The sequence below is a fragment of the Desertimonas flava genome (assembly GCF_003426815.1).
Classification (GTDB): domain Bacteria; phylum Actinomycetota; class Acidimicrobiia; order Acidimicrobiales; family Ilumatobacteraceae; genus Desertimonas; species Desertimonas flava.
Map to the genome: position 1 here is coordinate 1 of NZ_QKYK01000017.1, position 24,630 is coordinate 24,630.

Sequence of the window (24,630 nt, forward strand, 5' to 3'; positions counted from 1 at the left end):
CGCAGCGATCGACAATGACATCCATCGACACCTCCTGTCAGGATCCGAGGCCCGGCCGGAGCGCGAAACAAAGAGGGTGCTACGCGTGCTCGAAGCGACATTGTCGGACACCTGCGCGTTCCTCCGTCATGGTGTCACGCGGGCTGCAAGCGCCAGCCCTTCACGACGTACCCGGACCACCCGCCATCAGAGCCCCAACCGCGACCGCAGATCAAGGCCCACCCCGCGACCAGACCGCAACCCGGAGCAACATCAACTCTCCCATGTCGGGCGAGCGCCGAAGGCGCTCATGATTGGTGTCACACAGTTTCCGGTGGCGCCGGGCACGACCGCTCACTTCGTACCATGAGGGCGACATGAGCGGCCCCGACGACCCCGACGACGACGCCGTGCTGGCCGAGCTCACCCGGCTCGCCGAGGCGGGGGAACTGCCGCCCGACGAGGCCGCCGAGGTCGCCGCGCTCGTGGCGGCCCGTCGAGACCGGGCGGAGAGCGCGGCCGCGCCGCCAGCGACGGCACAGGCTCCCGGGCGCCGCTTCGGCTGGCTGCTCTACCTGCTCCCGGCCCCCCTGGTGGCCGGTCTCGTCATCGGTGTCGGCGCCGTGGTGCGGCGTGACGACGGTCCCGACAAGACGCCCCTCGAGCGCATCCTCGACGATCCCGACATCGTGGTCGGGGTGTTCGGCGGTGACCTGCCCGAGCTGTCGATCGTGTACTCGCCCGACGTTGCCGACGGCCTGCTGTCGGGCGACGACGTCGAGGCGCCCCCGACGGGGGAGGTGTACCAGCTCTGGCGCACCGAGGCAGACGAAGGAGACGGCGACCTGGTGTCACTCGGTGTCTTCACGCCGGATGCCTCGGGCACGGTGGAGGTGCTGCTGGACGGCGCCGAGTCCCCGGCCGATGTCGCCTACACCGTCACGCTCGAGCCGACCGGCGGATCCGAGCAGCCCACCGGTGACGTCATCGCCGAGACCGGCTGACCCGCCTGGCTCTGCTGGCGCGAGAAGACCGTGGCAGGGCGTTGTTGCTCCTTCAGAACCGCCGGCTAGAGCAGTTCGGCGGCGAGGGAGGCGACGTCGCTGCGCTCGCACGCCGTGAGCGTGATGTGGCCGAAGCACTGCTGGCCACGGAACGCCTGGGCGAGCACGGCGAGGGCGTTGTTCGACTCGCCGAGGTAGGGGGCGTCGATCTGGCTCGTGTCGCCGGTGAAGATCACCTTCGTGCCCTGACCGACCCGCGTGAGGATCGTGCGCAGCGTGGTGGGCTCGAGGTTCTGGGCCTCGTCGATCACCACGATCTGACGCTGCAACGACCGGCCCCGCAGGAACGTCACCGACTCGAGCGACAGCTGACCACGCGTGGTCAGCTCCTCGATGAGGCGGCGAGCATCGGCGCTCGACGTGTGATCGGTGAGGGCGACCACGGCGTCGTGGATCGCCGACATCCACGGGTCGAGCTTCTCCTCCAGGCCGCCCGGCAGGTAGCCGACGTCGGCGCGGCCGACGGGGACCAGCGGCCGGTAGACGGCGAGCCGCTCGTAGCGGTTGTGCTCGACGACCTGTTCGAAGCCGGCCGCGATGGCCAGCAACGTCTTGCCGGTCCCGGCGCGGCCGTCGAGGGCGACCACCTCGATGGCCGGATCGAGGAGCAGTTCGAGGGCGAAGCGCTGCTCCTTGGACCGGGCCCGCAGGCCCCAGGCCTCAGGAGCCGTGTGGGAGAGCAGCTCGAACTCGTCACCGACGCGGCGGGTGAGCGCGGACTGTGATCCGGCGCGCAGCACGGCGAACTCGTTCTCACCGATCATGCTTCCACCGTCGACGGCATCGGCGTCGATCGCGCCGGCTGCGTACAGGCAGTCGATCACGTCGAAGCCCGTCTCGAGGGTGGCCCAGCCCACCGACTTGCGATCGGGGTGACGGGTGGTGCGCGAATGCTCGGCCGCGTCGACCCCGAGATGGGCGGCCTTGATGCGGAGCGCGGCGTCGTTCGACACCATCGTCGTCGGCGCCAGTTCGGCCTGTCCGAGCGCGGCGCCGATGATGCGATTGTCGGGGCTCGCCGGATCGAGGCCGTGCTCGACGAGGCGATGCTTCTGCACGCTGTTGATCTCGATGCGCAGGCTGCTCGTTCCCACCTGCACCGCGGTGGCGAGCGAGCCGCCGTGGCGGACGCGCAGCTCCTCGATGGCGCGCAGCGCCGTTCGGGCCGACCGGCCGACGTCGTCGAGACGGTTCTTCAGCCCGTCGAGCTCTTCGATGACGGTGAGTGGGAGGACGATGTCGGCATCGTCGAAGGCAGTGAGACAGTCGGGGTCGGCGATCAGCACCGAGGTGTCCAGGACGATTCGCTGCCGAACCCGTTGCGGCGCCGTCTGGTCGGTTGCCGCCCCCTCTCCGGTTGTGAGCCGTCCTGATCGTTCCGCAGCCACGAGGGCTGGGTCGCCGGTCACGCGGAGAACATCGGTCACCGCCACTCCTTGTCGTCGGGGTTGGGGGTCGTCGGGGTTGGGGCCCGGACGTCCTCGGAAGTTGTATCGCGGCGGGGTGCCGCGGTGGTGGATGGCAGGATGAGCCGATGCCCGAGCGCCCGGCAGTCCGCGATCCCTCGTGCCCGTTCTGTGCGATCGTCGCCGGCGAGGCCGTTGCCGAGGTCGTCCACGAGACCGAGACGGCCGTGGCCTTCCTCGATCGGTCGCCGTTGTTCGCCGGGCACGTCCTCGTCGTACCACGGATTCATGTGGTCACGCTGCCGGAACTGACGGATGTCGGCCCGTTCTTCACCGAGGTCCAACGCATCGCGGCGGCGGTTCCTGCGGCCCTCGGTGCCCAGGGAACGTTCGTCGCGATGAACAACGTCGTCAGTCAGAGCGTGGCCCACCTGCACGTCCACGTCGTACCCCGAACCAAGGGCGACGGCCTGCGCGGGTTCTTCTGGCCCCGAACGAAGTATCGCGACGGCCAGGCCGCGGCCGTCGCGCAGGTGTTGCGGGGCGCCCTCGAGCCGCGTTCCGATTCGAAGAAAGCTTGACGCGTCAAGGCGCTGCGAGGTTGATGTTGCATCTGCAACGAGAGTGATGCTTGCGATTCATCCCTCGCCGCAGTGTCATATCCAACTGCTGCCACACGACAAGCGAGTGGCGGACGGAGCAACGGGCACCGACGCCCCTGACCCGTAGTGGAAATGAAAGAGGACAGATGGCAACCAAGGCAGAACTGGTCGACGGTGTGGCGAAGGCCGCCGGCGTCACGAAGGCCGACGCCGAGCGCACGATCGCTGCGTTCTTCGACGCAGTTGTGAGCGGGGCGAAGAAGGGCGACAAGGTCGCCTGGCCCGGGTTTGGGTCCTTCAGCACCTCGAAGCGTGCCGCTCGCACCGGTCGGAACCCGCAGACGGGTGAGCCCGTGAAGATCGCCGCGTCGACGGCGCTTCGCTTCTCGCCCAGCGCGACGTTGAAGGCTGCACTCAACCCCAAGAAGAAGAAGTAGGTCATCATGGTTCGCAAGCTCGCAACGAAGAAGGCTCCGGCTGCCAAGAAGGCCCCGGCCAAGAAGGCTCCCGCCGCGAAGAAGGCTCCGGCTGCCAAGAAGGCCCCGGCCAAGAAGGCTCCGGCCGCCAAGAAGGCTGCGGCCAAGAAGGCCCCGGCCAAGAAGGCTCCCGCCGCGAAGAAGGCTCCGGCTGCCAAGAAGGCCCCGGCCAAGAAGGCTCCCGCCGCCAAGAAGGCTCCGGCCGCCAAGAAGGCCCCGGCCAAGAAGGCTCCCGCCGCGAAGAAGGCTCCGGCTGCCAAGAAGGCGGCGCCCGCGAAGCGAGCTCCTGCGGCCAAGAAGGCACCGGCCAAGAAGGCTCCCGCCAAGCGGGCAGCGGCCAAGAAGTAGATCCTCGCCGCCGGACGGCCGCGCCTGCGTGGCCCGGCGCCCGACGCGATCGATCGATGAACGGAGGGAACCCGGCGTGCCGGGTTCCCTCCGTTCGCGTCCAGGCTGCAAAGCTGCCGGCGTGGACGCACTCTGTGACGACGTGACCGCCGAGCACGTCGACCTCGACTGTCTCGTCAGCAGCGGATCGCTCGCCGATCTCGATCGCCCGACGCCAGCTCCGGGATGGTCGGTCGGTGACCAGATCAGCCACCTCTGGTACTTCGATCAGCAGGCGTTGCTCGCCCTGACCGATCCCGATGCCTTCCGGGCGTCGACCGAGCAACTCCTCGCGACGGTGTCGGGCGGCGAGGATCCGTCCGTGGCCGCCGGCCGGGCGATCGGTCCGGCCGAACTCCTCGAGCGCTGGAGGGCCGACCGACAGGCGCTGGTGTCCGCCGCGCGTACGGTCGATCCCAAGGCGCGGGTGCCGTGGTACGGGCCGGCGATGAGCGCCCGCTCGTTCGTCACCGCTCGGCTGATGGAGACGTGGGCGCACGGCCAGGACGTGGTCGACTCGCTCGGGGCGGAACGGCGGCCGACGGCTCGGCTCCGCCACGTCGCCCACATCGGCGTCGGGGCGCGGGCGTTCAGCTACGTCACCAACGGTCGCCAGGTTCCCGACGCAGACGTCTTCGTCCGCCTCGACGCGCCCGACGGTGACGAGTGGACGTGGGGAGACCCGAACGCTCCCGACCGCGTGGACGGCCCGGCCCTCGACTTCTGCCTGCTCGTCACGCAGCGCCGCCACCGATCCGACACGGCGGTGCGCGCCACCGGCCCGGCCGCCGACGAGTGGCTCGACATCGCCCAGGCGTTCGCCGGACCGCCGGGGCCCGGTCGTTCACCCGGAGCGTTCTCCTGATCGCGCGGTCGTCGCCGCGCAGGTCTCGCCGGCGCTCAGCGCCGGAAGCGGAGCATCTCGATCTCGGTCGTCATCAGCAGTTCGCGGATGCGTGATGGCGGCTTGCCGTACTGGGCGACGATCGAGCGGGTCATGTGGCTGTGGTCGGCGAAGCCCGTACGCGCGGCCAGCGCGGCCAGGTCGTCGTCGCCCGCGGCGAGTCCCGACATCGCCTCGTGCACGCGCAGCCGGTTGCGGTACTGCGGGATGGTCAGGCCCGTGATCTCGCGGAACACCCGCGAGAGGTGGAACGGAGAACAGCCGACCGACTTGGCCAGGCCGAGCAGGCTGACGCCGGAGGGGTTGGCGTGGATGGCGTCGCAGGCGCCCGACACCAGGCGCCGGTGCTCCGACTCGGTGGTGCGCCGCGAGTAGCTGCGGATGCGCTGGTCGCGCTGACCGACCGCCGCCGCGATCAGGCTCAGCGAGGCTGCTTCGAGTGTCAACGTGTCGGCGTTGGCCGCGTGGGCGTTGCGCAGCTGGCGATGGAGCAGGTCGATCTCCGGCGTGATCGCGAAGTCGGGTCGCGGCGTGTCGGCGCCGGCGACGATGTCGCAGCGGTCGGGGTCGACGCTGATGAACGTCACCTTGTTGGGCTCGATCGGAGTGACGTCGTCGACGCGCCGGGCGCCGATGCGGGCGAGGCCCACCTCGTCGCCGTCGCAGCGCAGGAACCCGGTGTTGGTGTCGACGACCTGCTCGATGCCGTGGGCCATGCGCCGGTACGCGCCGGAGCGGGCGATGCCGAGGCCCCAACCCTCGTTGCGCCAGAACTCCCATGTGGGAGGGGGACGCAATTCGTCGTCGTCGGTCATGTAGATGCCGTCACCACGCCAGACGACGGTCTGGACGTGGTCATCGGTGTCGTGGAGGGGCGCCGCAGCCACGTCCTACATCCTGCCACGTCGTTCGGCATTCGGGCGCCGGACATCCGCGAACTGGAACATGCGTTCCGAACGTCGGTTCCGACCGCCGCTGTGAGCGAGGACCGTCAACGGAGCGTCCGTCACCATCGCCGTCAGAGATCGTCCATCCGGTGGAACACCTCGGCGTGCGTCATCCCCCAGCTCCGCCCGAGCTCGGCGAGCCGATCGGTGATCCGGCGCCGGAACGTCTCGAGCTCGGCGGCGTCGCCGGTGCGGGCGCCCATCGTCGACTCGAACTGGCTCTCGTGGGCGAGCAGCGCGTCGAGCTTCCGGCCGAGCCCGATCGCGGCCGCTTCGGCATGGTTGGGCTCGTCGGCCTCGAACAGGAGGAGCGACTCCGGCCGGAACGGGGCGATCCCGAGCTCCTTGAAGAAGTGGGGGTCGCGTGCTCCGACGATGGCGTCGCAGACCAGTTCCCCGGTGTGGCGGTGGTCGGGGTGCAACCGGTAGCGCTTCCACGGATCGTGCGTCAGCACCACGTCGGGTCGTAACCGGCGGATGGCCCGGACGATCTCGGTCCGCGTCGCCAGGTCGTTGCTCAGCTCTCCGTCGACACGCCCCAGGAAGATCACCTCGCCGGCGCAACGACCGGCGAGACGGCGGGCCGCCTCGCGTTGCTCGTCCTGCCGACGGGCGACGAGCGCGACCGTGTCGGCCGCTGCGTCCCAGGTCCCCTTCGAGCCGTCGGTGCACACGAGGTGGTGGACCACGCAGCCGGCGTCGGCCCACTTGGCAAGCGTCGCGCCGGCGCCGAACTCCACGTCATCGGGGTGGGCGCCGATGGCCAGGGCGACCGCCGGCGGTGTCCGATCGATCGTGGCCTCGACGGTGCCGCTCAGCGGCGGTTGGCCAGGATCGTTCGCAACCATTCGGGAAGCTCCGTTCGTAACGCGGGGTGGGCGAGGTCGCCGGGGGTGTCGACGTCGAGGGCCAGCCGGGAATCACGACGCACCTCGACCCGGTACGGCAGCGACAGCGCCTGACGCAGATGGGCGCGATACGAGCTGGCTCCGTAGCTGGCCGTGATCGGCGCCACGACGGGCGACGCCAGGACATTGGTGCCGTCGCGGCGTCCGTCGGGGACGATCGTGATGGTGCCCGGGCTGGCGACGTCGCCGAGGCTGACGGCAAGCGGCAGATCACTGTGGGCGACGATCAGATGAGTGAAGCCCTTGCCGCCGATGGTCTCGCGACTCGAATCGACGGCTCCGTTGAGCCCGACACCGGGGGTCCAGAGCACCTCGGCACCGATGTCGTCGGCCCACGATGCCACCCCGTCGTCGTCGCACGCCACGAACACGGGGTGCGGCCGGGATGCGGCGACGACCCGGGCCGCGAGCCAGCGCGCGAGGTGAACCCGTTCGGCGGGTTGGAGCAGGCCCGACAGCCGGCCCTTGGCGTGCTCGAAGCGCTTGACGGGGATCAGGACGGCGATGTGCGGAGCATCCGACCGGTCATCGGTGCCCGTCGCCCCACCGCCGCGGCCGTCGGGGTTTCCGTCCACGAGTCCCGGCACCCGCCTTAGCCTATGGCCGTGTGACTGCGACGACAGGGGCCCTGGGCGGAAGCTGGCGGGCCGAGGTGACGCCCGCCGGCGATGTTGAACCCTGGGACGGGTCGGCCCCGCTGCGGTGGTACGTCGCCGCCGACGACCGCTGGCACGATCCGGCGGTCGACGCCGGGGTGCGGCATGAGCGGGTCGACGGCACGGCGGTGTTCGAGACCCGGCTGCGGATCCCGAGTGGCGACGCCGTGCAGCGGGTCTGGTCCGTCGCCGACGCCGGTGGCCTGACCCTCGTCGAGGTGGCCAACGACTCGCCGCTGCCGATCGCCTGCGCCTTCACCCGCCCGGACGTGCTGACCACCCGGCCGCCGACCGACGTCCCGATTCAAGGCATCGATCTGCCTGCGGGCACCGTCGTGGTCCCCATCGGCCACCGCACAAGGGCCGTGGTCGCGCTGTCGCACTCGGGTGGGCTCACCGCCCTTCCCGGCGGGCTCCCCGACTCCGCCGCCGTCGTGCGCGGCTGGGTCACGCGCACCGACGCGGCGAGCCGGCTCGACCTTCCCGACGCTGCGCTGGTGTCGGCGGTCCGTGCCGCCCGCTGTGAGATCGCCCTGGCGGGACCGTCCGACCCAGGCGACGATCCCGAGCGCTTCCTGCTCGGCGTCGCCGAGCTGGTTCGCATGGCGGAGATCGATCGGCGCGGGGCGGGTCAGCTGGCCGCCGATGTGGCGCATGCGGTCGAGATCGTCGCCGAACGGGAATCCACCCTCGCCGCCGCCGCGCTCGACGCCGCCGGGGTGGTCCTGGCCGCCGCCGGCGAGCGGCGCGCCCTGTCCGACCTGGCGCGGATCATCGCGTCGCGGGCGCCGGCGACGCTGGTGCCGGCGGCGGTCGACGTCGACGCCGATGCCGCCGACGTGGCGACCGTGGCGGCCGTCGAGCGGCGGATCGCCGCGGGCGGCCGGCTCTTCCCCGATGGCATCCCGACAGCGTGGATGGGCCAGGGCCTCGAGGCGCACGGCTTGATCGGCGGCCCCTCGTCGCGGGTCTCGGTGGCCGTTCGTTGGCACGGGCCGAACCCTGCGGTGCTGTGGGACGTCACCGGCGACCGGCTGGCGTTGTCCTGCGATGTCGGCGTCGAGCCGTGGGGCACCGAGGCGCCCAGCGGCGAGACGCTGTGGCGACTGCCCGCGTGACCGGACGGGCGTTGCTCAGCCCCGTGCGGCCGACGCCGCGAGTGCGCTCCGCAGGGCGAAGTCGACCAGGCGCGTGGCGTAGGCGCTGGTGAAGGGTTCGCCACTGACGAGCCGGCGATAGAACCACGCGCCCTGGAGGATGTCGACGATCATGTCACGGTCGTCGTCGTCGGTGAGCTCGCCGCGCTGGAACCCGCGATCGATGATCGTGCGCAGGACTCGCTGGCGCAGCCGCGAGTACTCGTTGAGCGAGGCGCGGAGCCGCTCGTCGTAGCACGCCGCCTCGATGAGGTGGGGGAGCACGTCGGATGTCGGCTTGGCCGCCAGCTCGGCGAGGGCCGCGGCGTAGGCGAGGAGGTCGCTGCGCACCGAACCGGTGTCGGGGATCTCCACCGAGGGGGTGCTGGACAACGCCTCGAGGACGAGTTCCTCCTTGGACGACCACCGCCGGTAGATCGTCGCCTTGCCGACGCCCGCCTGCTTGGCGACGAGGTCCATCGAGAGCCCGGCGATCCCACCGTTGCCGAGCAGCTCGATGGTGGCCGACAAGATGGCGTCGTTCGCCGACTCGTCCCGGGGCCGGCCGCGCCGCGCCGGCGACGGGTCCCCGAGCCGGCTGGTCATGGACGTCATCATGGCCTCGTCGCGCCGTCCCGAGCCAGCGTCAGCGTCCGCCGGCCGCGACCGAGATGGTCGGGTCGCCGGGCGTGACCTCGGCGGCTTCGCCGGAATGGTCGGCCAGGGCGTCCGCCGAACGTGCCGGGAGGAACTTCCAGACCACGAGGGCGGCGACGACGATGACCGACGCGCTGAAGCGCAGGCCGATGCTCAACGATCCGACGAAGGCGTCCTTGACGTCGTCGATGAAGCTGGTGCCGGACGTCGACATCTCCCGCCCGACGTCGATGGCATTGGCGAGCGAGTCCTTGGCCCGGGCGAGCGACTCGCCGCGCACGTCGAAGCGGCCCGCCACGTCGGTCACGCGGCTGGAGTACACGCTCGTGACGATGCTCCCGATGATCGCCACGCCCAACGCTCCACCGACCTGGCGGGTGGTGTCGTTCACGGCCGAGCCGACGCCCGCCTTCTCGCGGGGCAGCGAGCCCATGACCGACTCGGTCGCCGGCGCCATCGTCATGCCCATGCCGACGGCCATCACACAGAACACGATGATGACCCGCGGATAGGGCGTGGTGGCGTGGATGAACGACAAGGTGAGCAGGGACAGGGCGACGATGGACAAACCGGTCGTGATGACCCGCTTCGAGCCCAGTCGCTCGACGAGGCGGGCCGAGAGCGGGGCCGTGATCATCATGCATAGGGCGTAGGGGATGAGCCGGACACCGGCGCCCAGCGGGCTGTAGCCGTGCACCAGCTGCCAGTACTGCGTCATCAGGAACATCGACCCGAACAGGGCGAAGAACGTCATCGTGATCGCCCCGTTCGCCGCACTGAAGCGCGGGTTGGCGAAGAACCGCATGTCGAGCATCGGCTCGTCGACGTGCAGCTCCCACGAGATGAACGAGATGGCCCCGACGACGGCCACGCCGAATCCGGCGAGCACCAGGCCGTCGGTCCACCCCCGGACCGGGCCTTCGATGATGCCGAAGAGCAGGGCGCCGAGCGTGATGACCGAGAGGACCGCGCCGGGGATGTCGATCTTGCCCTGGTTGGGATCGCGTGACGTGGGGACGAAGAAGAACCCGAGCCCGAGCGCGGCGAGACCGATGGGGATGTTCACCCAGAACACCGAGCTCCACTCGAAGTGCTCGAGCAGGAGCCCGCCGGTCACGGGACCGATCGCCACCGACAGCCCGGAGAACCCGGCCCAGATGGCGATGGCCCGGCCGCGCTCTTTCGGGTCGCGAAAGACGTTGGTGAGGATCGACAGCGTCGACGGCATGATCAGCGCCCCGCCGATGCCCATGAACGCCCGGCTGACGATGAGGTGGGTCACGCTGTCGGAGAGCGCCGCCGAGATCGAGCCGAGCCCGAACAGTGCGATGCCGATCTGCAGCGCGCCCTTCCGGCCGAAGCGGTCGCTCAGACTGCCCGTGGTGAGCAGCAGACAGGCGAACACCAGGGTGTAGGCGTCGATGATCCACTGGATGTCGGTGTTCGACGCGTGGAGATCCTCCATCAGCGACGGGATCGCCACGTTGAGGATCGTGTTGTCCATCACGATGATCATCAGCGACAGGCACAGGACGCCGAGCGTGACCCAGCGCCGGGCGTGCACGGCCGGATCGAGCGGTTCTTGGAGGGCGAAGGTCTTGCGCACTGCGTCTGCTGTCGTCACGTCGTCACACTGTTCTGGTCGGTACGAGGGCTCTTGATGGGTCAATTCCGAAACGGGACCGTTCCGTATCGTAATGTCCAGGGTTCGGCACCGCGGCCCAGGTTCTCGATGACCTGTGTCACAGCCAGCGCGGGCTCAAACGGCGTTCTACGATGCGGCGATGACGCAACTGGCCCCGGTCTGGGCGACCACGACCACCTTGCCGATCGTGTCCGGTTCGGGCTGCTGGGTGACCACCGACGACGGCCGTCGCTACCTCGACTTCACTGCCGGGATCGCCGTGGCGTCCACCGGCCACTGCCACCCCAAGGTGGTCGCGGCGATCCAGGAACAGGCGGCGACGCTGATCCATGGCCAGGTCAACTGCTATCGCCACGACCTGCTCGACCCGCTCGCCCGCCGTCTCGGCTCGATCACCCCCGACGGGATCGACACGTTCTTCTACGCCAACTCCGGCGCCGAGATCACCGAGGCCGCGGTCAAGCTGGCCAAGGCGGCGACCGGCCGCGGCAACGTGGTGGTGTTCGCCGGCAGTTTCCACGGCCGGACCCATCTGGCGATGGCGATGACCACGTCGAAGACCGCCTACAAGGTCGGCTACACCAACCTGCCGCCGGGCGTCTTCGTCGCCCCGTTCCCCGACGTGCGTGCCGACGTGCAGCCAGGTGGGCTCGACGCCGAGGTCGACGCCGCCCTGGCCGGGCTGCGGTACCTGCTCGCCACGCAGACGGCGCCATCGGACACGGCGGCGGTGGTGCTCGAACCGGTGATCGGGGAGGGTGGCTACCTCCCGGCTCCGCCGGCGTTCTTCCGCGGCGTCGCCGAGATCTGCCGGGAGCACGACATCCTGTTCGTGGCGGACGAGGTGCAGACCGGGTTCGGCCGCACCGGCACGATGTTCGCGGTCGATCGCCACGAGGTCGTACCGGACATCTTGATGATGGCCAAGGGCATCGCCTCGGGCATGCCCCTCAGCGCCCTGGGTGCGTCGGCCGAGCTGATGAGCCGCTGGCCGACGGGTTCGCACGGCGGCACCTACGGCGGCAACCCGATCGCCTGTGCCGCAGCCCTGGCGACCATCGACGTGCTCAGCGAGGACGGCTTCCTCGACAACGTCGAGGAGCGTGGCGCGCAGCTGCGCACCGGCCTGCAGAAGGTGATGGCGGACGACGCGGGCCTGATCCACGTGCGCGGTCTCGGGTTGATGAACGCCGTCGAGTTCGCCGACCCGGCGCGCTGCAAGGCGGTGATCGCTCACCTCCTCGACGAGTCACGGGTGATCACGATGGCCGCGGGGGTCGACGGGGCGACGCTCCGCTGGATGCCGCCGCTCGTGGTGTCGGCCGACGAGATCGACCTCGCCCTGGCCGGATTCGCCGCCGCCGTGGCGGCAACCGCCTGACCGGCGGAACTGCGGGCGCGAGCGGCGGCCGTCCACCTATCGTCTCGCCGATGCGCCGACGGCCGCCACCCCACGACACGCCCGCCGGGCCCAACCCGGACATCCGCAACCTGCGGGTCGAAGTGCTCACCGACGCGTGGTACACGCTGCGCCGGGCCACGTTCGAACAGCGTCAGCCCGACGGCTCGTGGGCGTCGACGTCGCGCGAGGCGTACGACCGCGGCAACGGGGCCGCCGCCCTGCTCCACGACCCCGAACGGGACACCATCCTGCTGGTGCGCCAGTACCGGCTCCCCGCCCACCTCAACGGCCATCCCGACGGCATGCTGCTCGAGGTGCCCGCCGGCCTGCTCGACGGCGACGAGGGGGCCGAGGAGGCGCTCCGGCGCGAGGTCGCCGAGGAGGTCGGCCACGAGGTGGGTCCGCTCCAACGGCTGTTCCGCCTCTACATGAGCCCGGGCTCGGTGACCGAGCACCTGACCTTCTTCGCCGGCACCTACAGCGCGGCGACTCGCTCGGGCGCCGGTGGCGGTGAGGCGGGGGAGGGCGAGCACCTCGACGTCGTCGAGGTGACGCTCGACGAGGCCGCGGCGATGATCGCCGACGGGCGCATCTGTGACGCCAAGACCGTGCTGCTCGTCGATTGGGCACGGCGGCGCGGGCAATAGCCTCAGCGACGATGACGCCCGTACGACGCCTGCCGGCTCGCAAGGGGCCGCGCCCGCCGTTGTCGAAGAAGAAGGCCCCCACGAGGGCGATCGAGAAGGAGCTGTGGGACCGCGGCTACCCGGTGGTCGTCGGCATCGACGAGGTCGGGCGTGGCGCGTGGGCCGGCCCGCTCACCGTCGGCGCGGCGATCGTGCCCCGCGACACCCGCGTCAACGGGATCCGTGACTCGAAGATGCTCACCGAGGCCGAGCGCGAGAAGCTCTTCGACCGTGTCGCCGGCTGGTGCGAGACGTGGGGGATCGGTCACGCCTCGCAGGTCGAGTGCGATCGGCTGGGGATGGCCGCGGCTCAGCGTCTGGCGACGAAGCGGGCGCTCGACGCCCTCGACGTGCGGCCGGCCGCGGCGATCGTCGACGGGTCGTGGGACTTCGTCACTCCGCACGTCGACCACGTCGAGCGGGTGATCAAGGCCGACGCCCGGTGCCTCGCCGTCGCCGCCGCGAGCATCCTCGCCAAGGTCACCAGGGACCGGATGATGCGCGAGTACGCCGTGCACTATCCGGCCTGGAACTTCGAGAGCAACAAGGGCTACCCGTGCGACACGCACCTCGCCGGCCTGCAGGGTTGGGGGCCGTCGGCGATCCACCGCCGGTCGTGGGTGTTCATGGACAACTACGTCCCGTGGGGCGGCATCCACCGCTACCACCGTCCCGACGATCCGGACCAGCCCTCCCTGTTCTGACCCCCGGCTCCTGATCCGAGTACTGAACCTCACCCGAGTACCGAACGCCCCGAATCGGGACCTTCCATACTCGGATGGCCGTCACGGATGGTCCCGGAGGTCTTCCTTCCACGTGCGGAACCGTTGGTGGTCGGCGCCGCTCGGCCCGCGACCGCTGGCTGTTCCGTCGGCGGCGAGCGTGAGGACGTGGCTCCGGCGCAGGTCGTCGACATGGCCCGCCCAGTAGATGGCCGGACCCCGAGCCGGCCCCGACCGCCACAGGAGCCACGGTCCGATCCGGCGAAGGAAGGACGTCACGGCATCGCCGCCGACGTCGTCGGACGTGCCGAGTGACGCGGCGCGGGCGCCGAGGGCGAGCAACTCGTCAGGAGCCTCGATCCACGCCTCAGCCGGGATGCGACGATCGCGCACGGGCGTCGCCGGCAACGCGTCGGTGTGCACCGGCGTGTGATCGAGCGGTCGCTCGTCGTGGGGGAGCGCGCTCGTCATCGATGACGAAGAGTAGGCCGAGCGCCGGCCTCGCGGAACCGTCCCACGCGACGCGGGCTCAGTCTCCGACCGGCCTGCACAGAACCTGCACATCGTCGCCACCACCGTCACACATCCGCTTCGTAGTGGTGGCCCGCGTCCGGGCAACCCGCGCACCTCACGCCGACGGAGTTCGACCTCATCGCCTTCCTCGCGGCGAGGCCGTGGGTGGTCTTCAGCCGTCTCGCCCTGCTCGGAGAGGTGTGGGGATCGCAGCCTGGCGGGCTCGGTTGGAACCGGCGAGGGCTGAGGCCGTCGCCGAGCTACGCGCCCTCTGTCCCGAGGACGGTTGACACCAAGGACCCCGTCGCCGCGCTGGATCCCGGTGGCGCTCAGAGGTCGTCCAGCGCTTGTTCCAGGTCGGCGACGAGATCGGCGGAGGACTCGATGCCGACCGAGAGGCGCACGAGGCTGGCCGGCACCTCGAGCGCCGAGCCGGCAGCCGACGCGTGGGTCATCGCGGCCGGGTGCTCGATGAGGCTCTCGACGGCCCCGAGCGATTCGGCGAGTGTGAACACTTCGGTACCTGCGGCGACACGGCGGGCGGCGTCTTCGCCCGACAGGCGGTCGGTTGCCGCCATCGTGAAGCTGACCATCCCGCCGTAGTCGGCCATCTGCTTGGCCGCTGCGGCATGGCCGGGATGATCGGGGAGCTGCGGGTAGAAGACCCGCTCGACGGCAGGGTGACGGACGAGCAGGTCGACGATCGCCCTGGCGTTGGAGCAGTGGCGATCCATGCGCACGGCCAGCGTCTTCACGCCCCGCAGCACGAGGTAACAGTCGAACGGCGCCGGCACGGCGCCGGCCGCGTTCTGCGTGAACCGCAGGCGCTCGGCGAGGGTGCCGTCGCTGACGGCGACGAACCCGCCGACGACGTCGCTGTGGCCACCGAGGTACTTGGTGGCCGAGTGCACGACGATGTCGGCGCCGAGCCGCAGCGGCTGCTGGAGATAGGGCGTGGCGAACGTGTTGTCGACGACGACCGTGGCGCCGCGCTCGTGCGCGATGGCGGACACCGCCTCGATGTCGACGCACGTCAGCAGGGGATTGGTCGGGGTCTCCAGCCAGAGCACCGTCGTGTCGTCGGGCCATCCGGCGACGAGCGCGTCGAGGTCGGTCAGGTCGACCGGGCTCCAGGCCAGGCCGCGCGGTGCCCACACCTTGGAGATCAGCCGGAACGTGCCGCCGTAGGCGTCGTTGGCGAGGAGCACGCGGCCGGAGGGAGCGCCGCCGTCGCGCGACGACAGCACGGACAGCACCGTGTCCTCGGCGGCGAGGCCACTGGCGAAGGCCAGACCGTGGTCGGCCAGCTCGAGGGAGGCCACGCACGTCTCGAGGGCGGTGCGGGTGGGGTTGCCCGAGCGGGAGTACTCGTAGCCCTGGTGCACGCCGACGTCGGACTGGGCGAACGTGGTGGACAGGGAGATCGGTGTGACGACCGCGCCGCTCGACGGATCGGGATCCTGGCCGGCGTGGATGGCCCGCGTCTCGAAGCCGTGCCGCAGCGCGTCGTTCTCGACGTCACCCACGGCCGGCCTCCGTCGTCAGCGCATCGAGGACCACCGAGCCGGCGGCCGCCTGGAAGTACGACAGGATGTCGGTGCGCGTGATCACGGCGAGCGGCCGACCGCCCGACAGTACGAGCAGCGCCGGCGCCGCCTCGAGCATCTTCATCGCCCGCTCGATCTTCTGCCCGACGCCGATGGTCGGCAGCCTCGGGCCCATCACCTTGTCGACGGGGAGATCCATGACCGCCGGATCGACGGCGATGGCCTCCATCACGTCGAGCTCGTCGATCGCACCGGAGACCTCGGCGTTGGCGAACGGCGGCGTGTTCTTGCACACCGGCAGCTGGCTGATGCCGTTGGCCTTCATCAAGGCGACCGCCTCGCGGACGGGCTGGCCGGGGTTGACGTACAGCAGCTCGGCCATCGCGCCTCGCGTCTCCAGCACGGCGCCGACGCAGTTCTCGCACTCCTGGACGAAACCGAAGTTGGCCATCCACTCGTCGTCGAACACGCGGCTGAGGTACCCGCGCCCCGAGTCCGGGTTGAGCACCACCACGATGTCGTCCGGGCCGGCCCGCTTGGCCACCTGGATGGCCGCGGCGACGGCCATGCCGCCCGATCCGCCGATGAGGATCCCCTCGGCTTCGGAGACCCGGCGCGCCGTCAGGAAGCTCTCCTGGTCGGAGATGGGGATGATCTCGTCGTAGAGCGACGTGTCCCACGCGGCCGGGAAGAAGTCCTCGCCGACGCCCTCGACGAGATAGGGCCGGCCCGAACCACCGGAGAACACCGAGCCCTCGGGGTCGGCGGCGATGATGCGGATGTTGGGGTTCTGCGCCTTCAGGTACCGCGCCGTCCCCGTGATCGTGCCGCAGGTGCCGGCGCCGGCGACGAAGTGGGTGATGCGCCCGGCGGTCTGGCGCCACAGCTCGGGGCCGGTGGTCAGCTCGTGGGCCCGCGGGTTGTTGGGGTTCGCATATTGGTTGGGGCGGAAGGCGCCCAGCTCGTCGGTGAGCCGTTCGGCCACCGAGTAGTAGCTCTCGGGATCGTCGGGCTCGACGGCCACGGGGCACACGACCACCTCGGCGCCGTACGCCTTGAGGAGGGAGATCTTCTCCGGGGCCACCTTGTCGGTCATCACGAACACGCACTTGTACCCGCGCTGGGCGGCGACGATGGCGAGGCCGACACCCGTGTTGCCGCTGGTGGGCTCGACGATCGTGCCGCCCGGCCGCAGCAGGCCCTCACGCTCGGCGGCGAGGATCATCTCGAGGGCCGGCCGGTCCTTCGACGACCCGCCGGGGTTGGTGGTCTCCATCTTCATCGCCAACACGCTGGGGATGCCTTCGAGCTCGGTGAGGCGATGCAGCTTGACCAGCGGCGTGTTGCCGATCAGATCGATCACCGATGCCGCTATCGCTGTGCCGTCGAGGCGTGGATCCGTCACGTCCCGGATGGTACTGACCTCGCCGGCGACTGCCGCCGGTCAGCTCTCAGCGTCGGCGCGACCCTCGCCCGAGCCGGCGACCGGGCGGGCATCGGTGGTTCCGAGCTCGCTGGCTGCCGCCTGGAGGACCGCAGCGACGTGCTCGACGTCGCGGAGGGGGAAACGCCCGGCGGGAGCGCTCAAGCTGATCGCCACGGGCAGTCGTGTCTGGGGGATCGGGACGGCGAGACACCGACCGTCGATCTCGTTCTCACCGTTGTCGAGGGCGTAGCCGAGCCGGCGAACCTTGGCCAACTCGGTCAGGTAGTCCTCGACGGAGACGATCGAGTTCTCGGTGCGGGCGGGCATCCCCGTCCGTTCGAGGATCCCGCGGACCTGCTCCTCGGGCAGGTGGGCGACGATGGCCTTGCCCAATGCCGTCGTGTGGATGGGATCGCGATCGCCACGGCTCGCGGCGAGACGGACGCCGCGCCGGCTCTCGACGATGTCGAGATAGATCGTGGAGTCGCCGTCGAGGAGCCCGAGGTTCGCCGTCTCGCCCAACTCATCACGAATTCGCTCGAGCACCGGGAACGCCCGCTGGCGCAGCACTTCGAGGTGGCGGGACTGCATGCCGACGAATCCGAGGCCGAGTTGGTAGGTGCCCGTGTCGGGGTCACGCTCGACGTAGCGATGGGCCTCGAGGGTCCAGAGGTACCGGAAGGCCGACGACTTCGGGAGTTCGGTGATCTGCGCCACGTCGCTCAACGAGACGCCGTCCACTTCCGACTGCAGCAGGTTGAGGATCGAGCAGACGCGGTCGACGGCCCGGACGGTGTAGTCACGCTCCTCTAGCTCGTGGGCTCCTTCGGCCACCGGATCCTCAGCATTCATCTGCACCTCCGTCCACCGGCCGGCGGCCGTCGGCGATCGCCGCGGCGCATCACGCTACCGCGCCCTTTCGGCACGTCGGGTCGACTCCGCGGCGGCTCGTAGCGCTCCCTCGAGCGCCATCGTGGGCTCGCCGAGGCAGACGAAGCGGAATCCGTCGGCGACGAGGGCAGGCCCGTCGCCGATCATCCACATCGGTTTGCCGGCGGCGGTTCCTGCGGCGCGAATCCGCTCGATCGCGTCGCGCAGCGCCGCCGACCCAGGATCCCAACACACCCCCAGTTGGGCCGACAGGTCGTAGGGCCCGATCGCGATCGCAGTCGTCAGACGATGGGCGGCGATGGCGGACGCGTTGTCGAGCCCCTCGAGCGTCTCGATCTGCGGCATGATCAGCAGGTTGTCCTCGACCTCGGTGCGCCATGCGTCGGCGTGGACGTCGCTGACCCAGCGCACGGCCGGGCCGCCGGGGCGGCGGGTGCCGCGCGGCGGCATGAGCGCGGCGTCGGCGATGCGGTCCATGTCGGCGGTGCTGGCCACCGCCGGCACGAGCAGCCCGCACGGTCCGAGGTCGAGCGCAGCACGGATCGAGCGTGACGCCGAGTCACCCGGCCGGACGATCACGGCGAAGTCCTCTCGCCGGCCGATCGCGCACACGTCGGCCACCAGCTCGCTGTCGAATGGGAGATGTTCGAGATCGATGATGAGGTAGTCGAGGCCGGCGCGGCGTACGACCTCGACCAGGCCGGGCCACAGGTGCAGGCTGCACAGCACCCCGGTGGTCACGACGTCCGGGTCGGCCAGACGGCGTCTCAGCTCCACGGCCGGGCGCATCAACGCACCGCCCCGACTCGAGCGACCACATGTTCGGCGGCCGAGCGCTCGGCGGCCTCGGTCATCGCCACCGAACGAAGTCCGTCGAGACCGCTCACCGCCGGACGGGTCCCGTGGCGCACCGCGTCCACCAGGTCGGCGAGCTGGTCGGCGTACGCGGCAAGCCGGGCCGGATCCATCGGGTCGAGCGGGTCGAAGGCCTTTTGGCGGAACGGCACCGTCCAGCCCTCGGCCGTCCCCACCTCGACGGCGCCGTACGAGTCGAGGCGGACGATGCCGGTGGCGCCGATCAGCTCGAACTGGAGGCCGGAGCCGAGTCCGGGCTGCGGGATGTCGTAGCTCATCCACACCTGGGCCATCGCATCGTTGGCGAAGCCGTAGGTCGCCATTGCGCTGCGTCCCACCGGTGGCGAGTCGCCGTATTGGGTGATGCGGCCGTACGCCTCGACAGGTTCGGCACCGACGAACCAGTACAGGAGGTCGCACGCGTGGGCGGCCCACGACGCGAACACGGTCTGCTGCGCGGGATCGAGCTTCCACTCGTCGTGCGTCACCGACGTGTCCCAGAAGCCCGTCTCCGGTCCGATCACCCGGGCCATGCGAACGGGGCCGACCGCGCCAGAGTCGAGCACGCCGCGGACGAATCGGGGCGCGGCGCGGAATCGGTGCTGCGACACAGTGGCAAGGAGGGTCCCGGCCGCCTCGGCGGCGTCGATCATCGCTCGGGCATCCTCCGACGTGGAGGAGAGCGGCTTCTCGACGAGCACGTGCTTGCCGGCCGCGGCGGCGGATTCGACGGCTGTCCGGTGCACGTGCGGCGGGGTGGTGACGATGACGACGTCCACGTCGGACCGGCCGATGAGCTCGGCCGGGTCGTCGACGTGCTCGCACTCGTAGTCGCTCGCCAGTTGCGCCGCCCGCCGCCCGACGGCCACGCCGACGAGCCGCACCCGGTCGCCGACCAGGCGGCACACCTGGGACCACGTGCGGCCCATGAATCCGCTGCCGATCACGGCGACGCCGAGTGGTGCACCGGTGGCGTCAGGCATCGCCGGCCCCCGTTGCCAGGCTCGCCGGGAGACGTCCGTGGGCGGTGAGCAGCTCGATGATCCGTCGTGCCGCGAAGTGATGCATGTCGCGGAACGCCTCGACCGAGGTCGCCGCAGTGTGCTGCGTGAGGACGACGTTGTCGAGGCCCCGAAGCGGGTCGTCGGCCGTGGGCGGCTCGGGGTTGCGCACGTCGAGGGCAGCCGCGCGCAACCGTCCCGCCCGCAGCGCGTCCGCCAGGGCACCCTCGTCCACCAGGCCGCCGCGCGCGACGTTGACCAAGATGGCGCCGGGATCCATGAGGTCGAGTTCACGGGCGCCGATCAACCCGGTGGACTCCTCCGACAGGGCGGCGCACAACACGACCGCGTCGGCGCGCTGCAACAGATCGTCGAGTCCGAGGAGCTCGACGTCGTGATGTGGTGACTCGACGAGGTAGGGATCGTGGGCGATCGTCGTCATGCCGAGACCACGGGCCTTCTCGGCGAAGCGGCTCCCGATGCGACCGAGGCCGACGACTCCGACGGTCGTCTCGGCGACGCGGCGGATGCGGTAGAAGTCGTCGCGGTCGCGGACCTGCCACTCGCCGCGTGCGGCGAGAGTCGCGCACGGCACGAGCATGCGCTGGGCGGCGAGGAGCAGGGTGATCGCGTGATCGGCCACCTCCTCGGTGCAGTAGCCGGGGACGTTGGACACCTCGATCCCGAGCTCGTCGGCGAGGGCCCGGTTCACCCCGTCCATGCCGACCGAGTAGCACAGCACCGCGCACGCCCGCTCCGCCGCGCGCAACAAGTGGTCGGAGAGTCGGCCGGACGCGACGAGCAGATCGGCGGTCGGCACCATGGTCTCGACCTCTCGCTCGTCGGCCGGCAGCAGCAGCTCGACGCCGTGGCGGGCGAGTTCGTCGGCTTCGTGGTCGTAGTCCCACCGGATGGTGGTGATCGGATCGACGACCACCACACGCGTCGGGGAAGGGGGCGTCATCAGTTCTCCGTTCGGGTCGGTGGGGTGAGAGCGACGGGGACGTCGGGCTTGCGCCGGATCGGCGCCTCGGCGACGGCGAGCGAACCGGGGAAGTGGCACGCCACCATCCCTCCGGTCGTGACGGGCGAGAGCACTGGCACGTCGGTCGCACAGCGGTCTTGGGCGACGGGGCACCTGGTGTGGAAGGCACACCCGGGCGGCACCGCCAGTGCCGACGGAGGTTCGCCGTTGAGCACGATGCGCTGATCCGTGTCGGGCTCCTCGTCGATGCTCGGCACCGCAGACAGCAGCGCCACCGTGTAGGGGTGTTGCGGCGAGTCGAACAGGGCGCGCCACGGGGCGACCTCGACCAGTCGGCCGAGGTACATCACGGCGACGTCGCTGGCGATCTCGCGAACGCCGGCCAGGTCATGGGACACGAAGAGGTAGGTCAACGAGTGCTCTGCCTGGAGCTCGCGGAGCAACGACACGATGTGGGTCTGGATCGACACGTCGAGCGACGCCGTCGGCTCGTCGAGCACGATCACCTTCGGTCGAGGCGCGAGTGCTCGAGCGATCGCCACGCGCTGGGCCTGACCGCCCGACAGCTCGCGGGGGCGGTGGCGGGCGAGGCTGGGCGGCAGGCGGACCGCGTCGAGGACCTCCCGGACTCGCGCCTCGCGCTCGGCACGGCCGACCCCGAGGTTCACCAGGGGTTCGGCGACGACGTCGTTCACCATGAGGTGTGGATTCAGCGAGCCGTGTGGATCCTGGAAGACCGCCTGCATCCACTGCTCGCGGCGCGCCCGGTCGCCGCCCGTGCGCGCGTCCTCGCCGCTCAACTCGATGCGGCCCGACGTCAACGGGGTGAGCCCGAGGACAGCGTGGGCGAGTGTCGATTTTCCCGACCCCGACTCGCCGACCAGAGCCAGGGTCCGGCCCGGGGCGATCTCGATGGACACCCCGCCGAGGGCGACCAGGTCGCGACGGCGGTGGAGGAGGCCGCCGGCGGCACGGACCTTGTAGACGCGGGTCGCGTCGCGTACCGCGACCAACGTCTCGGAGGGCCCGTCGCCGTCCACCGCGGTTGCATCGGCCCCGACCACACTGGTCACGTCGACCGATGCGTCATTCCCGTCGATGGGGTGCCAGCACGCGACCCGTGCCGCCGAACCGGGCACCGGAACGAGCACGGGGACCTCGGTGTCACACCGATCGGTACGACGGTCACAGCGGGGCGCGAACGCGCACCCGGCCGGCAGGTGCGCGAGGTCGACGGGCTGGCCGGGGATCGGGCGGATCTCACCACGCTGGGCGCCGAGCCGGGGTGTGGCCGCCTGCAATGCCCTCGAGTACGGATGATGGGCGCGACCGAAGAACTCGGAGGCGGGGGAGTCCTCCACGATCGAACCGCCGTACATCACGAGGACGCGGTCGCAGAGACGGCGGATCAGACCGAGGTTGTGCGACACGATGAGCAGCGCCATGTCGGCCCTCGGGCCGGGCTCTCCGATCGTGGCGAACAGCTCGGCGATCTGGGCCTGGATGGTCACGTCGAGCGCGGTGGTCGGTTCGTCGGCGACGAGAAGGGTCGGGCCGTTCTCGAGTCCGAGCGCGATCAGGCCCCGCTGGCGCATGCCGCCCGAGAGCTCGTGGGGATAGCGGCGCAGTTGTGACTCGGGGTCGGGGAGCCCGGCGTCGCGCAACGCCTGTTGCGAGCGTTGCTCGATGAGGGCCCGCTTCCTGAGCCCGTGGGCGCGGAGCCCGGCCTTCAGATGGCTGCCGATCGTCCGCAGCGGATCGAACGAGGTCAGCGGGTCCTGGAACACCATCCCGGCGCGTGTGCCACGGAGCTTGCGGAGTTCGCCCGATCCGAGCGTGACGAGATCGGAACCGTCGAGCCGGACCGTTCCCTCTTCGATCGTCGCCGCGTCGGGGAGCAGCTGCATGACGCTGTGGGCGAGCGTCGACTTCCCAGAGCCCGATTCGCCGACGACACCGACGCGCTCGCCGCGGTCGATCGTGAACGTCGCGTCGCGGACGGCGCGCAACGAGCCGAAGGCGACCGTCAGGTGATCCACATCGAGGAGCGGGTGCCCGTCAGGCATGCGGCCGCCGATCGGTCCGCAGCGTGGTGCCGAGCCCTTCACCGATCAGGTTGATGCCGAGCACCGTGATGAGGAGCATCACGGCGGGGGCGACGGCTGCGGCTGGCACGAAGTAGACGGCGCGTACCCCCTCGGTGAGCAGCACGCCCCAGTCTGCGTCGGGCGGCTGGGTACCGATGCCGAGGAAGCTGAGGGCCGAGAGCACGACGATGCCGTTGCCCGCTCCGATCACGAGGAGCACGAGGGCGACGTCGCGAACGTTCGGCAGGACGTGCACCCGCAACATGCGGTGCAACGGCGTGTTCGAGACGCGGGCGGCCTTCACGAACGTCGCTGTCCGGATGGGGAGCACCGTGCCGCGCAGAACGCGCGCGTACGGGGCGATCGCCGAGACGGAGACGGCGATGACGGCACCGGTCATGCTCGGGCCGATGATGGCGATGACGACGAGGGCGTTGAGCAGCATCGGGAAGGCGAGCAGGACATCGACCACCCGCATGACGACGGCGTCGAACCGGCCACCGATGAACCCTGAGGCGATGCCGATCACGATGCCGACGATGGCACCGATGCCGACGGCCGCGACGCCCGCGATGATCGACATCGTGCCGGCGGCGAGCAGGCGGGCGAGCACGTCGCGACCGAGCCGGTCGGTGCCCAGCGGATGGTCGCCCGATGGTGATGCGTAGCCGTTCACGGCGTCCGTCGTCAGCGGGTCGAGATCCCACACCAGTGGGCCGATGATGCTGATCGCCAGCACGATCGTGAGCAGCACGAGTCCGATGCGAGTGGTGGGCAACGAGAGCCACCGGCGGAGTGTGGGCCAGCGCTCGGTCATGTGGCACCGATCCTCGGGTCGATGACGCGGTACAGGACGTCGACGACGATGTTGACGAGCAGGATCACGAGGGCGACCACGAGGATCTCACCCTGGACTGCGGGCAGGTCACGGCGCTCGATGGACTCGAAGATCGTCGTCCCGAGGCCGGGCCAGGCGAAGATGTTCTCCACGACGAGCGCGCCCGCGATCACCCGGCTGAACTCCACGCTGAGGAGTGTGATCAGCGGGATCGACGCGTTCGGGGCGACGTGGTTGGTGAGGATCGTCCGTTCGGCCACACCGACGGCCCGAAGCGTTCGCACGAACGGTTGCTGGCTGGCGTCGGCGATGCCCGCCCGCACGACGCGGGCCTGGATACCGGCGAGGGGGATGCCCAGCGCCACGGCGGGGAGCACGAGCGACGTCCACCCCTTGTCACCGGCCACCGGGAACCAGCCCAGTTGCACGGCGAAGACCACCGACAGGATCGTGGCGAGGAGGAAGTCGGGCGTCGCGGCCATCATCGTCGTCGCGGTGGTGAACCCGACCCCGGCGTCGCCTTTGCGCCGGCGTCCCACCCAGACACCGAAGGGCACCGAGATGCACACGGCGATCAGCAGGCCGGCGCACGACAGGCGGAGGGTGTTGAGGATGCGATCGCCGATGATCGTCGACACCGGACGATCCGTGAGGTACGACGTGCCGAGGTCGCCGCGGAACACGCCGGTGAGGTAGTCCCAGAACTGGTGCCAGAGGGGGTCGTCGAGGCCGAGCTGCTCACGCAGCTCGGCCGCGACGTCAGGGTCGAGCGTCGTCCCGGCGATCACCTGAACGGGATCGCCCGGAACGAGGCGAAGCATGAGGAACGTGACGACGAGCACCGCGAACGCGACCGGCGCGGCGCCGATGACGCGCCGGATCGCGAACCGGATGAGCTCCATCGTCTCGA

General features: G+C 70.5%; 25 protein-coding genes and 1 pseudogene. 10 read left to right on the forward strand and 16 right to left on the reverse strand.

Annotation, left to right across the window (positions count from 1 at the left end; all coding sequences use genetic code 11):
• Positions 1 to 356: 356 nt before the first annotated feature.
• Positions 357 to 983: an anti-sigma factor gene (locus DN771_RS18025; RefSeq protein ID WP_116998950.1), complete on the forward strand. Its 627-nt coding sequence runs from the start codon at positions 357 to 359 to the stop codon at positions 981 to 983.
• A gap of 65 nt (positions 984 to 1,048) precedes the next feature.
• On the opposite strand, the gene DN771_RS18030 is transcribed toward DN771_RS18025, so the two are convergent.
• Positions 1,049 to 2,470 (reverse strand): PhoH family protein, encoded by a 1,422-nt coding sequence (locus DN771_RS18030; protein WP_162942090.1) that lies wholly within the window; start codon positions 2,468 to 2,470, stop codon positions 1,049 to 1,051.
• A gap of 107 nt (positions 2,471 to 2,577) precedes the next feature.
• On the opposite strand from DN771_RS18030, the gene DN771_RS18035 reads away from it, so the two are divergent.
• From DN771_RS18035 to DN771_RS18050, 4 genes are all read left to right on the forward strand, one after another.
• Complete coding sequence (locus DN771_RS18035) at positions 2,578 to 3,030, forward strand: HIT family protein (RefSeq protein ID WP_116999047.1); 453 nt, start codon at positions 2,578 to 2,580, stop codon at positions 3,028 to 3,030.
• A 167-nt stretch (positions 3,031 to 3,197) separates the two neighbouring features.
• Positions 3,198 to 3,488, forward strand: coding sequence for an HU family DNA-binding protein (locus DN771_RS18040; RefSeq protein WP_116998952.1), 291 nt, complete (start codon positions 3,198 to 3,200; stop codon positions 3,486 to 3,488).
• A 6-nt stretch (positions 3,489 to 3,494) separates the two neighbouring features.
• Positions 3,495 to 3,875, forward strand: coding sequence for a hypothetical protein (locus DN771_RS18045; RefSeq protein ID WP_116998953.1), 381 nt, complete (start codon positions 3,495 to 3,497; stop codon positions 3,873 to 3,875).
• Between the two features lie 121 nt (positions 3,876 to 3,996).
• Entirely contained in the window at positions 3,997 to 4,779 is a 783-nt protein-coding gene (locus DN771_RS18050; RefSeq protein ID WP_116998954.1) for a TIGR03084 family metal-binding protein, read from the forward strand.
• A 35-nt stretch (positions 4,780 to 4,814) separates the two neighbouring features.
• Here the strand turns inward: DN771_RS18050 and DN771_RS18055 are convergent, their stop codons facing one another.
• The 3 genes from DN771_RS18055 to DN771_RS18065 all read right to left on the reverse strand — a co-directional run bounded on the left by DN771_RS18055 (position 4,815) and on the right by DN771_RS18065 (position 7,260).
• Positions 4,815 to 5,705: an AraC family transcriptional regulator gene (locus DN771_RS18055; RefSeq protein ID WP_116998955.1), complete on the reverse strand. Its 891-nt coding sequence runs from the start codon at positions 5,703 to 5,705 to the stop codon at positions 4,815 to 4,817.
• A 131-nt stretch (positions 5,706 to 5,836) separates the two neighbouring features.
• Positions 5,837 to 6,613, reverse strand: coding sequence for a PIG-L deacetylase family protein (locus tag DN771_RS18060; protein WP_116998956.1), 777 nt, complete (start codon positions 6,611 to 6,613; stop codon positions 5,837 to 5,839).
• Positions 6,580 to 7,260: a CofC family guanylyltransferase gene (locus DN771_RS18065; protein WP_162942091.1), complete on the reverse strand. Its 681-nt coding sequence runs from the start codon at positions 7,258 to 7,260 to the stop codon at positions 6,580 to 6,582. The genes DN771_RS18060 and DN771_RS18065 overlap by 34 nt, the downstream gene beginning before the upstream one ends.
• A 20-nt stretch (positions 7,261 to 7,280) precedes the next feature.
• On the opposite strand from DN771_RS18065, the gene DN771_RS18070 reads away from it, so the two are divergent.
• Positions 7,281 to 8,447, forward strand: a complete 1,167-nt coding sequence (locus DN771_RS18070) for a hypothetical protein (RefSeq protein ID WP_162942092.1) — start codon at positions 7,281 to 7,283, stop codon at positions 8,445 to 8,447.
• Between the two features lie 15 nt (positions 8,448 to 8,462).
• On the opposite strand, the gene DN771_RS18075 is transcribed toward DN771_RS18070, so the two are convergent.
• A complete protein-coding gene (locus tag DN771_RS18075) occupies positions 8,463 to 9,071 on the reverse strand; it encodes a TetR/AcrR family transcriptional regulator (RefSeq protein WP_162942093.1) in 609 nt (202 codons plus the stop codon).
• 40 nt (positions 9,072 to 9,111) lie between these two features.
• A complete protein-coding gene (locus DN771_RS18080) occupies positions 9,112 to 10,746 on the reverse strand; it encodes an MFS transporter (protein WP_227462403.1) in 1,635 nt (544 codons plus the stop codon).
• Positions 10,747 to 10,906: 160 nt separating this feature from the next.
• On the opposite strand from DN771_RS18080, the gene DN771_RS18085 reads away from it, so the two are divergent.
• From DN771_RS18085 to DN771_RS18095, 3 genes are read left to right on the forward strand one after another with little or no spacing between them, the layout of a single operon-like run.
• A complete protein-coding gene (locus DN771_RS18085; protein WP_116998960.1) occupies positions 10,907 to 12,148 on the forward strand; it encodes an aspartate aminotransferase family protein in 1,242 nt (413 codons plus the stop codon).
• 50 nt (positions 12,149 to 12,198) lie between these two features.
• Positions 12,199 to 12,816, forward strand: coding sequence for an NUDIX domain-containing protein (locus tag DN771_RS18090; protein ID WP_116998961.1), 618 nt, complete (start codon positions 12,199 to 12,201; stop codon positions 12,814 to 12,816).
• Between the two features lie 11 nt (positions 12,817 to 12,827).
• Complete coding sequence (locus tag DN771_RS18095; protein ID WP_116998962.1) at positions 12,828 to 13,559, forward strand: ribonuclease HII; 732 nt, start codon at positions 12,828 to 12,830, stop codon at positions 13,557 to 13,559.
• 81 nt (positions 13,560 to 13,640) lie between these two features.
• Here DN771_RS18095 and DN771_RS18100 read toward each other — a convergent pair whose 3' ends face one another.
• Positions 13,641 to 14,048, reverse strand: coding sequence for a hypothetical protein (locus DN771_RS18100; RefSeq protein ID WP_116998963.1), 408 nt, complete (start codon positions 14,046 to 14,048; stop codon positions 13,641 to 13,643).
• Between the two features lie 153 nt (positions 14,049 to 14,201).
• Here DN771_RS18100 and DN771_RS30915 point away from each other — a divergent pair.
• A pseudogene (locus DN771_RS30915) lies at positions 14,202 to 14,294 on the forward strand (winged helix-turn-helix domain-containing protein); the annotation flags it as partial.
• A 125-nt stretch (positions 14,295 to 14,419) separates the two neighbouring features.
• Here the strand turns inward: DN771_RS30915 and DN771_RS18110 are convergent.
• Genes DN771_RS18110 through DN771_RS18150 form a run of 9 tightly spaced genes read right to left on the reverse strand, consistent with a single transcriptional unit; the run spans position 14,420 to position 24,622 of the window.
• Positions 14,420 to 15,616: a cystathionine gamma-synthase gene (locus DN771_RS18110; protein ID WP_116998964.1), complete on the reverse strand. Its 1,197-nt coding sequence runs from the start codon at positions 15,614 to 15,616 to the stop codon at positions 14,420 to 14,422.
• The gene (locus DN771_RS18115) at positions 15,609 to 17,042 is read right to left on the reverse strand and encodes a cystathionine beta-synthase (RefSeq protein ID WP_116998965.1); all 1,434 of its coding nucleotides are present in this window, start codon (positions 17,040 to 17,042) and stop codon (positions 15,609 to 15,611) included. The genes DN771_RS18110 and DN771_RS18115 overlap by 8 nt, the downstream gene beginning before the upstream one ends.
• Before the next feature lie 39 nt (positions 17,043 to 17,081).
• Positions 17,082 to 17,915 (reverse strand): IclR family transcriptional regulator, encoded by an 834-nt coding sequence (locus DN771_RS18120; protein WP_116998966.1) that lies wholly within the window; start codon positions 17,913 to 17,915, stop codon positions 17,082 to 17,084.
• Positions 17,916 to 17,969: 54 nt separating this feature from the next.
• Positions 17,970 to 18,743 carry an HpcH/HpaI aldolase family protein gene (locus DN771_RS18125; protein WP_116998967.1) on the reverse strand — a complete coding sequence of 258 codons (774 nt, stop codon included), beginning with the start codon at positions 18,741 to 18,743 and terminating at the stop codon, positions 17,970 to 17,972.
• Positions 18,743 to 19,792 (reverse strand): Gfo/Idh/MocA family protein, encoded by a 1,050-nt coding sequence (locus tag DN771_RS18130; protein ID WP_116998968.1) that lies wholly within the window; start codon positions 19,790 to 19,792, stop codon positions 18,743 to 18,745. The genes DN771_RS18125 and DN771_RS18130 overlap by 1 nt, the downstream gene beginning before the upstream one ends.
• Positions 19,785 to 20,774 carry an NAD(P)-dependent oxidoreductase gene (locus DN771_RS18135; RefSeq protein ID WP_116998969.1) on the reverse strand — a complete coding sequence of 330 codons (990 nt, stop codon included), beginning with the start codon at positions 20,772 to 20,774 and terminating at the stop codon, positions 19,785 to 19,787. The genes DN771_RS18130 and DN771_RS18135 overlap by 8 nt, the downstream gene beginning before the upstream one ends.
• Positions 20,774 to 22,861, reverse strand: a complete 2,088-nt coding sequence (locus tag DN771_RS18140) for a dipeptide ABC transporter ATP-binding protein (RefSeq protein WP_162942094.1) — start codon at positions 22,859 to 22,861, stop codon at positions 20,774 to 20,776. The genes DN771_RS18135 and DN771_RS18140 overlap by 1 nt, the downstream gene beginning before the upstream one ends.
• Positions 22,854 to 23,699, reverse strand: a complete 846-nt coding sequence (locus tag DN771_RS18145) for an ABC transporter permease (RefSeq protein ID WP_116998971.1) — start codon at positions 23,697 to 23,699, stop codon at positions 22,854 to 22,856. Before DN771_RS18145 ends, DN771_RS18140 begins: the two co-directional genes overlap by 8 nt.
• Positions 23,696 to 24,622 (reverse strand): ABC transporter permease, encoded by a 927-nt coding sequence (locus DN771_RS18150; RefSeq protein WP_116998972.1) that lies wholly within the window; start codon positions 24,620 to 24,622, stop codon positions 23,696 to 23,698. The genes DN771_RS18145 and DN771_RS18150 overlap by 4 nt, the downstream gene beginning before the upstream one ends.
• Positions 24,623 to 24,630 lie beyond the last annotated feature (8 nt).